The sequence below is a fragment of the Neobacillus drentensis genome, from assembly GCF_036966985.1.
Lineage (GTDB): Bacteria > Bacillota > Bacilli > Bacillales > Cytobacillaceae > Neobacillus > Neobacillus drentensis_E.
This window is the reverse complement of record NZ_JBALSN010000062.1, coordinates 757-13665: the sequence shown is the minus strand read 5'-3', so window position 1 is coordinate 13665 and position 12909 is coordinate 757. Positions and strand designations below refer to the sequence as shown.

Annotated in this window: 13 protein-coding genes and 2 pseudogenes; 2 read left to right on the top strand and 13 right to left on the bottom strand. The window is 37.6% G+C overall.

Translation table 11 applies throughout. The features are described from left to right. Positions 1 to 71 precede the first annotated feature (71 nt). Together V7659_RS04440 and V7659_RS04435 are read left to right on the top strand one after the other, a co-directional pair. Positions 72 to 1232 carry a cation:proton antiporter gene (locus V7659_RS04440; RefSeq protein WP_335538366.1) on the top strand — a complete coding sequence of 387 codons (1161 nt, stop codon included), beginning with the start codon at positions 72 to 74 and terminating at the stop codon, positions 1230 to 1232. A 162-nt stretch (positions 1233 to 1394) separates the two neighbouring features. Continuing rightward, a complete protein-coding gene (locus V7659_RS04435) occupies positions 1395 to 1523 on the top strand; it encodes a hypothetical protein (RefSeq protein ID WP_260871543.1) in 129 nt (42 codons plus the stop codon). A 124-nt stretch (positions 1524 to 1647) separates the two neighbouring features. Here the strand turns inward: V7659_RS04435 and V7659_RS04430 are convergent, their stop codons facing one another. From V7659_RS04430 to V7659_RS04385, 13 genes and pseudogenes are all read right to left on the bottom strand, one after another. Then, a complete protein-coding gene (locus V7659_RS04430) occupies positions 1648 to 2052 on the bottom strand; it encodes a hypothetical protein (protein ID WP_335538365.1) in 405 nt (134 codons plus the stop codon). A 313-nt stretch (positions 2053 to 2365) separates the two neighbouring features. Further along, complete coding sequence (locus V7659_RS32055) at positions 2366 to 2584, bottom strand: S-layer homology domain-containing protein (RefSeq protein WP_420491701.1); 219 nt, start codon at positions 2582 to 2584, stop codon at positions 2366 to 2368. Beyond that, positions 2579 to 2656: pseudogene (locus V7659_RS32050) on the bottom strand (S-layer homology domain-containing protein); the annotation flags it as partial. The pseudogene V7659_RS32050 and the gene V7659_RS32055, both read right to left, overlap by 6 nt. A gap of 77 nt (positions 2657 to 2733) precedes the next feature. Next, the gene (locus V7659_RS04425; RefSeq protein WP_335538364.1) at positions 2734 to 2892 is read right to left on the bottom strand and encodes an Ig-like domain-containing protein; all 159 of its coding nucleotides are present in this window, start codon (positions 2890 to 2892) and stop codon (positions 2734 to 2736) included. A gap of 54 nt (positions 2893 to 2946) precedes the next feature. Further along, the gene (locus V7659_RS04420) at positions 2947 to 7119 is read right to left on the bottom strand and encodes an endo-alpha-N-acetylgalactosaminidase family protein (protein ID WP_335538363.1); all 4173 of its coding nucleotides are present in this window, start codon (positions 7117 to 7119) and stop codon (positions 2947 to 2949) included. 474 nt (positions 7120 to 7593) lie between these two features. Continuing rightward, positions 7594 to 7782 (bottom strand): aspartyl-phosphate phosphatase Spo0E family protein, encoded by a 189-nt coding sequence (locus V7659_RS04415; RefSeq protein ID WP_088091058.1) that lies wholly within the window; start codon positions 7780 to 7782, stop codon positions 7594 to 7596. A gap of 62 nt (positions 7783 to 7844) precedes the next feature. Beyond that, positions 7845 to 8063: pseudogene (locus tag V7659_RS32045) on the bottom strand (S8 family serine peptidase); the annotation flags it as partial. Positions 8064 to 8233: 170 nt separating this feature from the next. Next, positions 8234 to 8515, bottom strand: coding sequence for a LysR substrate-binding domain-containing protein (locus V7659_RS04410; protein WP_335538362.1), 282 nt, complete (start codon positions 8513 to 8515; stop codon positions 8234 to 8236). An 11-nt stretch (positions 8516 to 8526) separates the two neighbouring features. Next, on the bottom strand, positions 8527 to 9123 hold the full coding sequence (locus V7659_RS04405; protein WP_335538360.1) for a LysR family transcriptional regulator: 597 nt from the start codon (positions 9121 to 9123) through the stop codon (positions 8527 to 8529). 87 nt (positions 9124 to 9210) lie between these two features. Continuing rightward, positions 9211 to 9534, bottom strand: coding sequence for an MFS transporter (locus V7659_RS04400; RefSeq protein WP_335538358.1), 324 nt, complete (start codon positions 9532 to 9534; stop codon positions 9211 to 9213). A gap of 21 nt (positions 9535 to 9555) precedes the next feature. Further along, positions 9556 to 10671 (bottom strand): Zn-dependent alcohol dehydrogenase, encoded by a 1116-nt coding sequence (locus tag V7659_RS04395; protein ID WP_098933440.1) that lies wholly within the window; start codon positions 10669 to 10671, stop codon positions 9556 to 9558. A gap of 36 nt (positions 10672 to 10707) precedes the next feature. After that, positions 10708 to 12228, bottom strand: coding sequence for an aldehyde dehydrogenase family protein (locus tag V7659_RS04390; RefSeq protein WP_335538356.1), 1521 nt, complete (start codon positions 12226 to 12228; stop codon positions 10708 to 10710). A 14-nt stretch (positions 12229 to 12242) separates the two neighbouring features. Continuing rightward, positions 12243 to 12909: lyase family protein (locus V7659_RS04385; RefSeq protein WP_335538355.1), on the bottom strand; the 667-nt coding region annotated here is incomplete at its 5' end.

Here is a 12909-nt window from a genome sequence, read left to right as displayed (position 1 = left end):
AAAGCGAAGTGCCTGGAGCGGAAATCAACAGGCTAGTTTAACAGAGCCTATTTAAAAGGAGTAGTGATTGGATGGAATTAATTTTAGAATTAGCAATTATTTTATTTGCCTCAAAGATTGCCGGAGATATTAGTGTCAAATTTGGCCAGCCATCAGTTTTAGGAAAGTTATTAATTGGGGTTATTATCGGACCAGCCGTCTTGGGGTTAATTTCAGAAACGAAAACCATAGCAGATCTAAGTCAAATTGGTGTGATCATGTTAATGTTTATCGCAGGACTGGAGACTGATATCCATGAATTTAGACGGACATGGAAGGCATCAACCTTTGTGGGGATCAGCGGAATCATCGTTCCTTTATTGGCAGGTTACCTGTCAGGGGTTTTGCTGAATATGACAACCATCGAAGCATTGTTCTTAGGATTATTACTATCCGCCACTAGTGTAAGTATTTCCGTTCAAGCACTTAAAGAGTTAAATAAGATTCAATCTAAAGAAGGGACAACAATTTTAGGTGCAGCTGTCATTGATGATGTCCTTGTGATTATTGCGTTAGCTTTCCTCATGAGTATGGCTGGAGACGAAGTGAATTTAAGTATGATGATTATTAAAAAGGTCCTCTTTTTCTCGTGTGCTATTTTAGTAGCTTGGAAGGTTGTTCCATGGCTATTAAAAAAATTTGCTCCATTAAAGGTAACAGAATCGCTTGTCTCAGGTGCATTAATTATCTGTTTCCTATTCGTCTATACAGCGGAATTAACAGGTGTTGCGGGGATTATTGGTGCCTATATCGCTGGGGTTGCTATTGGTCAGACAGAGTATAAACATAAAATATTTAAGAAAGTGGAGACCATCAGTTATTCCATTTTTGTGCCTGTATTTTTCACTTCGATTGGTTTGTCAGTAAGTTTTGATGGAGTATCTCAACATTTGGGGCTCATGTTTGGCCTTAGTATCCTTGCTATTTTAACCAAGTTAATTGGTGCAGCTGCTGGTGCAAAAATGGCGCGCTTTTCTTGGAAGAATTCACTTGGAATTGGAGCTGCCATGGTATCACGCGGAGAGGTTGCGTTGATTATTGCCACAATTGGTTTAGAAACTAAATTAATCACCCAGGAACTTTTTTCCGTATTAGTGGTAGTTGTACTAGTGACAACCATTGTAACACCACCAATGATGAAGTACTTTTTCAATCAAGGTGATGAACGAACAACGATGAAAAACACCGCATGATAGAAATAGAGACTTATTAATAGACTAAAAAAATCCAGCCTAAATAGCATTGGCTGGATTTTTATTTTTTTTGAGATTAATTAAAGGAGTACCCCCACTATTTCAATGAAATCGTCGAATGATTTATCAAACAATAACAAACTAACATTCAGGAGGTTAGAAATGGGTACTGTACTAATCGATATCGACAAATTACTAGAAGCAACGTCAAATCTAACATCTGAGAAAAATAATCATATCGTTAAAAAAGTTGAAATTGACCTTTTACTTGAAAATACCCGAGATTGGTAGAATAGTATTATTGAAAAGATAATTTTAAAAAATGCCTTCATTTTATATGGAGGCATTTTTATTTATTTAACAGCAAAATATAGCTTATTTTCCATGGAAATTATGGATTTACAATTATGTTGCTTTAAAGCAAAAAAATATTTTTACGATAACTATTGATTTTCTTTGAAAAAAATACTATTGAATTTATCATCCCTTGATAGGCAAATAAATAATCAAGCTTTGATTCTATCTTTGTGGAAATTTCAAGCTTTTTAACAGAATCCTTTTCCTCATACCAACTATTTACAAGGAGTAATAGTTCATTTTCATTTGAAACCTTTGCTACATTGAGGGATATCCGCCTTAACTCAAGCTCAATATCCATTGATAGCTGTTCCATATTTTGCTGAGTCTTTTCATTGTAGTGAGAAACCAAAACTCCTTCATAAAGCTTATTAATAACAACACTAGTGATAATAAAGGGTATAACTATAAATAAAATAAAGCTACTAATAAACTTTTTCGACATATTTTTACTATTTATCATAAAATTACCACCTCATTTTAATAATAGTATAAAATGGCATATAATATTAATATTAAAGAGCATCTACGAAAAATGTAAATGCTCTTTATAAAGAATTATCTCATTATAGTTTTTCTTCTTCTGAATAAACCAATGCCTATAGTGCTGATGATTAGTCAAAGCCCAACTAACATATTAGTATCTGCAAAGGAGCCTGTCTTAGGAAGTATTGTCACATTTACAGTATTTTTCTTCGATACAAACTCATCAACAGCCTTCCTCAAAGCTACTATATGACATGAAAATAGCCAGCAAGTTTAATCGCTGGCTATTTTTATTCACGTAATCTAGCATTGAAAGAGAGAAAGTAGGCATTAGGATTAAATTTGCCATCCCCATTCCCTTTAATCAAACCTGCTTCTGCAGCTGTTACCACATATGGTTTTGCCCATATTGGAATCTGATCTGCATCATCAAACGCCTCTGTTAACTTTGTATTTACTTCAAGACCCAGCGCACGAACAATAATAACGACAAATTCACTTTTGGTTATTTCATGATTTGCACGGAATGTACCATCTTCGTATCCCGTAATGAAACCAGCTTTAACAAGTGTTTGAATGAATGGCTGAACCCATAACTACTGCATTACTTCTGCTGACTGCTTGCGGTTGCAGTTTTCTTCAACGCAATTTTTGGATCTCATTTTACTGTAATTTCTGCAACAGCTTTCTTGTCAGTACCTTCTATCGCACCATTTTTAATAAACACATTTTCCTTGCTTATTTGATTATCAGAAATGCTGTCCCATGTAACAGATACAAAAGTCTTTGTATTATCACTTAATTTTACTTCAAGCATGCTTGGAGTATTGGTGTTTTACCAATTACTGTACTTACTTTTACTACAGGAATTTCAGTGATTGTAGTCCCTTGGATCTGTAACTATAACAATAGCCTGAGCTTTTATTTTAGTTCCTGTTACCCTACCCTTTACGCTGAATGATCCAACATTCTTATAGCTATCTTTAGCTATTTTATCCCAAGTTACAGGTACATTTATAACTGTACCATTTGATGTGAACATCTTCGCAGTTTCTGGCATAACAGGTGAAGTTCCTACTGTAGTGTAAACATTCATCACTTTTGCATCTACTATATCAACTTCTTCACTAGCCGTTACAGTTACAGTAGCTATAATAGCTGCAGCTTCAACGCCATTAATGTGTCCTACTACTTCAAATGATCCTTCTTCAGCATATTTTGAAGGGGCAATTGCTGGCCATTGAACTGGCAATTCCATTTCTGTGTTATTGCTCAATGTTGCCTTTACTGTTGAAGGCATTTCCGGGTGCATTCCCACTGATGTGCTGACCTCAACGGTATCTGGTCCAGTAATGGATGGAGCTTCTTGAGCAACTCTCATCTCAGCTACACTCGCCCAACCATTAATACCTTCTAACGCTGTTAACTTAACATGAGTTATTGGCTTTGAACTATCAATTGCTACTTGTTTTGTAGCAACTGTTCTTTCCCATGTTCCACTTGAAACAACTTTAGTAAAGTCTTCAGCACCTGCATACTTAACATATAGGTCATATTTTGTAATGAAGCCATTACCACTTGCTTCTCCTCTACTATTAGTCTCCTGTCTTGGAGTTACATCTAATCTGTTTCCATTGTAAGCTTTACCTAAATCAAGAGTAATGGATTGTGGTAATGTATCGCTTCCATCCCAAGCTGTGTGCCACAATGAACCTGTGTTTCCATCAAGAACATTTTCAGGGTTATCACCTTCTTGATAACCAGTTGCACTTGCTTTGATACCATCTACAGGAATAGCAGATAAGTCAACAGGTGCAATTGGCAGCGGTTCAATTGTAGCATCCTTTGCTTCCTTAACCACTAGATCATCAAGGATAAAGTCTCCTGCTGAACTTCCGGCCGTATTTCTTGCTCCGATCCAGAAATCTTCCGTACTTGCTGTAAATTTAACAGTGAACTGTGTAGGAACGGTTGCCTGTGGCATTGGTACATTCATCACTTCCTTAGTACCGTTACCAACAACGAAATTAACCTTCTTATCAAACTGACTTTCATATTTGAATGATACTTCGTAAGTTGTTCCTTTATCGAATCTTAAAGTCTGCGGTAATGTTCTCATGATGAGACCGCTACCAGTTTTATGGGACTTAATGGACCATTCGCCATTTAATACGTCATCAACTGCTTTTCCATTCCAACCTTTTTGAGTGTATGGAGCGTGTAATTCTGATAAATGAGTACGTGGATCACTTACTCCGTCAGCATCTGCTATAACAAATGGAGTCAAACCTTGGTCAACATTTTCAAAATCTTCAGCTAATACTACATCTGAAGATTGTGGAACAACTCTCTTTGTAGGTACAGAGCGTACATCGTCAAATGTTACAGTCGCTGTTCCTGGAGCTACTTGCAAGTATAATTTTGCAGTTTCCTGTCCTTCTGCTATATCAAATACTACTCTCATTCTCTGCATATTTGTGCTGTGCTTTGAGTCAGCTGAGATATAGTTTTTAAGCGGTGAACTTTCAGTATAGTTAGTTATGTTTGCTCCGCCGAAATTTTTAACACCAAAAGTCGTTTTACGTTTTGCATTTCCTGCAGTGTTTGGATCGCTAGCATTTGTACGGTTTGGTGTATTGCCAACCTGAACATATATTGAAGTTGAGTATGTTCCTGGCTTCAATCCTGATAATTTAGTTTCTAATAAAGTCTCTTCATTGTTTTCTTTTACTACTAATTCATATTGTCCACGATTGTTACGTTCTACTGTTGCAGCACCGCTCTTTACTTTCCAGTGATCTAATGTTCCGCTGTTGAAGCTTGGATCCTTTGTAGGCATTCCAAATCCCCACTTCATATCTTCAGCAGTTACAGAAACATCACCTTTGTATACAACGTAAGCTTGTTTTGGTTCTGCTTCAATCGTGATTTTGCCATCAACTACGTTTAATACTTTTTTATCTTTCTTACCGGTATCTGTTAATGTGTATAACTTAACTGTTGATACATTGTTCCAGCTATTTGGAAGCTCCCAAGTCGATGATCCGCCAACTTCATTGTAGTGGTACAATTTCTCTTCAACTTTAGCCAATTCACTATCTGTCTTATCGGCATTTGGCGACCATGGCAGCAAATATTTGAGGTTTGAATACGTTACCTTATCATAAATGTTCCCGCCATCAGAAGCTTTCGTAATTGTTACATCTTCTTCTAGAAGCTTTTTACCATCTTTCGTAAATGTTCTTTTTCCATCATCTGTTCTCTGCGCAACAACATTTCCTTTAAATTCAACTCTCCCTACATTGTCTTTCACATCGTACTTCGTCATGGGGAAGCTTTGCAGATATTTGGTTGGTAGATTTGTTTTGAAGACAACATCGATCATTTCATCATAATTTACTCTACCCTGCCATCCTTCAGCATCAGTTGCCTCCGTGCCGCCGAGGATTGGGTGACGAACTATCCAAGTATCCTTCTGGTTATTTCTTATAAATCTTGCGATGTCACTGCTGTAGCCCTTTATGTTTTTTCCACCGTAATCATAATCAACTGACCAGTGATTCCAAACGGCTTCATCTTCTAATACATTTGGAAACTCAGTAGTAAGGGCCCATCCCAAAGAATTCACTTCTCTTGCAAATCTTCTTCCATTAAAGCCCTGTTCATACCATGCATCAGCATAAATAAAGTCAAGTGTTGGTGCATCGTCCTTTAACATCTGTAATCGTTTCATTCGGTTGCCAGTATAAACTTCTCTACGGTAGGTTGGATCATCAAAGTCATAGGATTGGTCAATCCAGTCCCAACCAGGTTTATTTAAATTCACCAATTGATCATCGAAAGCCTTTGCTTCCGGGTGAGCACCTGTGCCGCTAATATGTACACCCATGAAAGCATTATAGCTCTGTGCTTTTCTTACAAGTGTATCCATATCCTTCTGTCCGCCCTGACGTACACCTATATGTCCGCCGTAATCCGGATGTGCCGAGTCATGACCTTCTGCTTGGTAACCCTTTAGTTCCACAAACTGTCCAAGCCCATCAGTTGATAAATATATTCTTTTTGTTTCATCTAATGTCTTTAAGAATGGGTTTGTTGCCTGGCTACCAAAGTTCATTGGTATACGGTGAACAACAAGTTCGGACATTCTGTCGCTGCCAACAGGATTGTTCATAATATTACGGTAAGCAATAGCTGCATCCTGCCAGTCCATTTGATCATCACCATTTGCATCTTCTGTGATCACTACTTTAGCGTGTGGTAATGGCTCCGTTATATCATCAGGCATTTCATTTCCACGATATACCCATGAAGCACTCCACAAAGCTGTTCGAGAATAACCCGTTTTCTCTGTAGTCTGCTTAACAATACGGTGGTTGTCATTGTCTGCATCTTTATTTGTATCACCAAATGCATTTGACCAAACACTTGCTGCCAATTCATCATTGTTAATGAACGCGTACATATAGTTTTTTGGTGTACTATCTACCGTAGGAGTACCTGATACAGGTTGATACACATCACCTTTTTTATAAACAGCGTTTTCCATTCTGGAACCGGCAAATTCTGCGCCCGCTTCTGTACTTCTTACCGATGCCAAGCTATGGTTTGGAATTTCAATGGTGTGTATTCTCTTTGTACCATTTCCCTCCACTTTTGTTACTTCAAAATCAAGTGTATTCTCTTTTACTGTTATGGATAGAAATATTACTACATTTAACTCATCAACGGTTAGAACATAGTCAGCTTTATTATCTGCTGCTTCTGTGTAGGTTACTTTCGGTACATAGTCTGTTCCGTTAATTCTTATTGTGTTTAATACATCTTCTGAGCCATTTAATACTTTGCTGTTTAACTCATACTTTATTACTCTTGGAAAATTCTTGTCTACCTCAACTTTCATTTGATTTGATGCTATTATTCCATCATAAGCTGCAGCATCTGCAGCATCTGCAGTTCCTGAAAATGCTGGAATTGTAATGCTAATCATCTGTGCAGAAGCTACCACAATTGCTAAGTTTTTAATTATCTTTGACAGTGACATGATTTACCTCCTCTAGGTTTAATCCATTTCTTCTCAATTGCTTTTAATTAATCTTTAGTTTAACTTAAGCTGTAGAAACAACATTTTTACCTAGAAAAGAAATATTAAAAGCAAATACTTGTGTAAACATTAATAATGATAAAAAACAACTAATTGTTTTTTTATAAACTTTTAAATTTCCCCTTTTCTTCATACACTTTCCCTCTCTCTTATTAGTAATCTCATGAAACCCCATAAACCCCCTTAATAATCAAAATATGTGTTATGTTGCAAATTTCCAGCTAATTTAATATTAGAACAAACTAAGTTAATACTTAATGATATATTTTATCTGAATTTTGACTATTCTTTGTTTTTTTGATAGTCGGATAATTTTAGCATACATGGAGTTCACTGATTGCTGCAGTAGACCATGTTATAGGTATTAACAGACAAACAGCCTTTGCAAATGAAAAATTTTGTATATAGGATGGCTTAATACCACACCCCATCATGCCTTATTTTGAATAACTGATTTAATAAATTGTCTAACTCTTGACTACATTGAATGGTTTTGGAATGAAGAAATCCATACCGCTTATTAATATCAAATAATTCATTTCTCTTTTCCTCTATCTCTTTTGTTACCTGTTTTAATAAAGTATCCATCCCTTTACTCTCCATTCAAATAACTCTCCAGTAAGAATTCTATCTTGATGTGACTGGCGAAATTAACGGCCCTAACCACCTTTGTATGCATCCTTTAAATCAGGGTGATTATAGTCAATCCCAGTATCAAGAACAGCTACTTTTACGCCTTCTCCGGTAATGCCTTCCTTATGTAACTTGTCGATCTTAAAATAAGGAATACTCTCAACAGAAGTTGTGATTTCTCTATCAACATCTGTTGGAAGATCTTGCTTAATAGGATCAACCGTATTTTTCTTAAAATTCTGAATTTTCCACCCTGACCATGCCTCTTTTTTAGAGTAATATTATCCGTATGTCCAAGAGTAAGAGATTCATTGCAATTGCTCTTAAGTTATTGCACCAGAACCTGTTCCACCTGTCATAACGTTACCTCCCCACTAATAACGGTGTAATATCACTACTAAAAGAATATCGTTCGGCTTTGTTACTCCATAGTAGAAATGCTATTCCAAATTTTTTGGATTACATTAATAAAAGATTGAATTGTTACTACGTTTTCTTTTTCCTTCAACGTAATGATAGAGGTTTTTACTTTTACCTTGTTCTCAGTAACTAGGATCGGGACTAAATCACCATTGCTAATTTCCTTTTTTATGCAGACACTGATTCCCAACCCTACCCCGATATTATTTAATACGGCCTTTTTGATTCCTTCTAAACTTCCAATTTCTATTACGTTTTGTGATGAGAGTTTCGATTGTCTCAAATATTTACTCATCATCGTTTCAAAATATCCGTCACTTGATATTTAATTAAAGGAAATTTCGTCAGTAATTGGTCTTCAGGGTATTTAGCATATAAATCTTTAGAAACCACTAGAACCATGTCGTCCTCTGCAATCACGATGTTTGTCATTCCATTTTTACTTAGCTCGCCCGAAATAATCCCTATATCGTATTTGTTTGATTCTATCCCTTTTATAATTTCATCCCTTTTACAGGAAATCAACTTAATCTGTACATGGGGATATAGCTTCAGGTACTCAGATATGACATAAGGAAAATAATTCGCACAATAGCTTTCACCAGCTGCAATCGTTACATTGCCATACGAATTTGAAAGTTCGGTGAATGATGATTCAATCTCCTCTACTATGGAAAAAAGCTGATCCGTATATGTTTTAAGGATTTCACCTGCAGGTGTCAAAAAGTTCTTCTTTCCAATCCGTATAAATAGCTCCTGATTCAATTCTTGTTCGAGCGTCTGAATTTGTACAGTTACAGCAGGTTGAGTAAAGTTTAACTTTTGCGCAGCCTTTGTAAAATTTAAGTACTCTGCTGCGAATTTGAAAGTTTTCAGATGTCTTAATTCCATAATAGTTGCTCTCCATACTATCAAATTTTTTTGGACTGGTGCATATTAGTATAGTGCTGAATNNGGTTACCATAATGTTTTTTGATTTTACATTAAAATCCTCTTCATTAGTATTTTGGGAATGTTATTACAATCTTGTACTGTTTGTAGCACTTTTGGCGGTTTGTAATATTTAGCTAATAATAGAGTTACAACAAGACCAACGCCTCCAATATTATAAAACATAACGCGCCAGCCCCAAGTATCTGCTTTTAAACCAGTAAAGTATAAAGTGAGAGCCGACCCTATTAACTGAGTAACAAATAAAATTGACTTCGCTCTTGCATGAACTTCTCTTTTGAATATTTCTGTAATAGCTACACCAAAAAAAGGGTGTTTAAATTGACAATCCTCAATTTTAACACCCTCCATTTGAGTGGCTTTTTATAATAATTAATCGTTAAATTCGATAACTGCTCTTCCTACATTTACACAATTGCAATCATGGAAAGAATCAAATGCTTGATTAATATCTTCTAATGCAATCCTATCCAACACGAGCTCGTCTAATTTGAACTTTCCATCTAAATACATTTGAGCAATGATGGGGAAATCACGGAATGGCTTCGCATTACCGTAAAAGCTTCCTTTCAATACTTTTCCAACTCGATGGAATCCTCCAGCTGGAATATTTAACGTTTTTTCAGGATTAAATGCGCCCACGACGACGACAGTTCCACCTTTTCTAGTACTCTTCCATGCACTTTCAGTGGCAACTGTATGACCTGAACAATCAATCGCATAATGAACACCTACACCATTTGTCAGTTCTTTTAGTGCTGCTTCTACATCCACTTCAGCTGAATTGATTGTATGGGTTGCGCCAAACTGTTTGGCAATTTCCAAATTAGCAGGTTTTACGTCACAAGCAATAATTTTAGAAGCACCAGCGATACGCGCTCCTTGAATCGCATTTACGCCCACTCCGCCAATGCCGAAGATCGCTACGGTAGAGCCAGGTGTAACACCTGCCGCATTCACTGCTGCCCCATAGCCTGTTGCTACTCCGCATCCAATCAAGGACGCTTGTGCCAAAGGCATTTCATCTGGCAGCTTTATACAGGACATTTCCGGAACAACGGCATACTCTGCAAAAGTGGATAATAAAGAATTGTGATAGACTTTTTCTCCATTTTGACTCAATCTGGTAGTACCATCTAACAGCGTTCCTTCAAACATTGGACCAAATGCAGATTCGCATAAGTGAACCTCCCCGGTCACACAAAACTCACATGTCCCGCAATATGGAACCCAGCTTAAAGCTACTTTATCGCCTATTTTGACGTTCGTCACATTTGCCCCAACGGCTTCAACAATTCCCGCTCCCTCATGGCCAAGAATCGTTGGTGTCGGCGTAGTCGGATCATTTAAAGAGTTTAAATCACTGTGGCATACACCTGTTGCTTTAATTTTCACTAGCACTTCATTCGCTTTTGGCTCACTAAGTTCTACTTGTTGAATCGATAAAGGTTCGCCGATTTCAGTCATTACTGCTGCGTTCATGTTCATTGTCTTTTCCCTCTTTTCCCTCTTTTTAGTAATTTTTTAATATGCAAACCAAATGGCTTTTGATTTTGTAAATGCTTGTAATGAATGAATCGCATACTCTTTGCCCCAGCCGCTTTGCTTTAATCCTCCAAATGGACTGGCAAAATCATAGCATCCATATCGATTGACGAAGACCATACCCGCCTCAAGCTGATTGGCTACCCGATGAGCACGGGAAGTATCACCGGTCCAAAGCCCTGCTCCAAGACCATAAATCGTATCGTTGGCCATCTTGATTACTTCTTCTTCTGTATCAAATGGGATGATGCATAGAACAGGCCCAAAAATCTCTTCCTGTGCAATTTTCATGTTATTATCCACATCGGCAAAAATAGTCGGTTCGACAAAATAGCCTTTCGCATTGTCACCCGTTGTGTCCCGTTTTCCACCGGCGACGATGCGTGCACCTTGATTTTTACCGCTCTCAATGTAATTTAAGATGGATTCCATATGCTGCTTGGATACCTGTGCCCCTTGATCACTGGCAGGATCAAACGGATCACCGCACTTATAATTTTTCGCGTACTCCGCTATTTTCTCGACCACTTCATCATAGATTTCACGTTGCGCAAATAACCGGGTCGGTGCTGAACATTTTTCACCCTTATGGGTAAATAATCCGTAAAAAGAACGCTCAATTGCGGCATCTAAATTTGAGAAATCGCTAAAAATAATGTTCGGTGACTTACCGCCCAGTTCTAATGTGACTGGTTTTAAATTGCTATCAGCTGAGTCTCGGATTAATTGTTTTCCGACATGTGTACTGCCTGTGAATGATAGTTTATCAATGTCCATATGACGACTAATATAAGAGCCAACCGTACCATCACCAAGGACTAGGTTAATAACACCCTTTGGCAATACTCCAGCTTCGTCAATGATTTCGAATAATCGAATAGCGGAAAAAGAAGTTTTATCAGCTGGCTTTAAAATGACCGTGTTCCCCATCGCTAATGCAGGTGCGAGTTTTAAAACAGCCATCTGAATCGGAAAGTTAAATGGCACAATTTGGCCACATACACCGATCGGGTCCCTTGTTGTGACACTTAAGAAATTGCCTTCTACTGGATTGTTTTCGCCGTAATATTTATCTGTCCAGCCTGCGTAATATTCGAATAAGTCTGCTGCTTCTTGCACATCATCGTTGTACGCTTCTTTATATAATTTTCCGTTATCAAGAGCTTCTAATGTGGAAAGCTCCGCATGATGTTCATGGATAAGTGCGCTAATTTTCCTTAAAGCCTTTCCTCTATCCTTTCGGCTCATCTCTTTCCATGGACCCTGTGTAAAAGCAATCCTTGCTGATTGGATAGCCGCATCTACATCCAGCTCTTCCGCACAATGGAAATTCCCGATAACTTCTCCATTCGCTGGATTGATAGAATCGATTACTTTATCTCCAGAATTGCTTATCCATTCGCCATTGATATAGAGACTTTTCGTTGTATTAAGCCATTCATGAGCCCACTGTAATTTGGGCTGTTTAATGCCTTCAAAATGCTTGGTTTCTAGGGTCACGATCCATACCTCCATTATTCTAGTAAGTTTTTGATAGATTCACGATCATGTTCTTTCATTAATTTTGAAACGGCCGAATAACCCAATCGCTCCTTCAATTCCACGACAATCGGAATCAAGGTGTTTGATAGTGATTCACATCTTTCTTCATTCGGCGCTATATCCTTTAAGCATTGTTCTGTAAAGGAATGAGCAGAGTTCGTCAGCATGTGTAATCCATTTAAGATATTGGCACCTGCTAAACCTTCAAATACATTTAAGTCAAGTTCACCATGTTCCAATGCAGCTTGAACTGCCCGGTCACACCCAAGGACTTGAAAACAGCTTTGTATCATTGTTTCAGGGATAACCGGATTCACTTTTCCTGGAAAAAAAGAAGAACCTGCCTGAACGGATGGCAATGTAATTTCAGAAAACCCGGCTTCGGGCCCTGATGAAAGTAATCTTAAATCCTTCGCCACTTTGATGAGTGATGTTGCTAATAAGCTCAATTGATTTGACACATGTGCTAAGTCATCGATGTTTTGTGCAGCATCAAATAAATTATCACGTAAGGTCACATTCATATTCGATACTTCACGGAGCTTCTTCATGATCACTGCTTTATATTTTTCAGGTGCCCCAACGCCATTTCCAATAACCGTCCCACCAAGGTTAACGGTCTGTAACGAAAGGATTGCT

Excerpts from the sequence above, each read along its gene's own strand:
- V7659_RS04440 (WP_335538366.1), top strand. The coding sequence starts at position 72 with ATGGAATTAATTTTAGAATTAGCAATTATTTTATTTGCCTCAAAGATT.
- V7659_RS04435 (WP_260871543.1), top strand. The coding sequence starts at position 1,395 with ATGGGTACTGTACTAATCGATATCGACAAATTACTAGAAGCAACGTCA.
- V7659_RS04430 (WP_335538365.1), bottom strand. The coding sequence starts at position 2,052 with ATGATAAATAGTAAAAATATGTCGAAAAAGTTTATTAGTAGCTTTATT.
- V7659_RS04425 (WP_335538364.1), bottom strand. The coding sequence starts at position 2,892 with ATGCTTGAAGTAAAATTAAGTGATAATACAAAGACTTTTGTATCTGTT.
- V7659_RS04420 (WP_335538363.1), bottom strand. The coding sequence starts at position 7,119 with ATGTCACTGTCAAAGATAATTAAAAACTTAGCAATTGTGGTAGCTTCT.
- V7659_RS04415 (WP_088091058.1), bottom strand. The coding sequence starts at position 7,782 with ATGGAGAGTAAAGGGATGGATACTTTATTAAAACAGGTAACAAAAGAG.
- V7659_RS04405 (WP_335538360.1), bottom strand. The coding sequence starts at position 9,123 with ATGGAATTAAGACATCTGAAAACTTTCAAATTCGCAGCAGAGTACTTA.
- V7659_RS04400 (WP_335538358.1), bottom strand. The coding sequence starts at position 9,534 with ATGGAGGGTGTTAAAATTGAGGATTGTCAATTTAAACACCCTTTTTTT.
- V7659_RS04395 (WP_098933440.1), bottom strand. The coding sequence starts at position 10,671 with ATGAACATGAACGCAGCAGTAATGACTGAAATCGGCGAACCTTTATCG.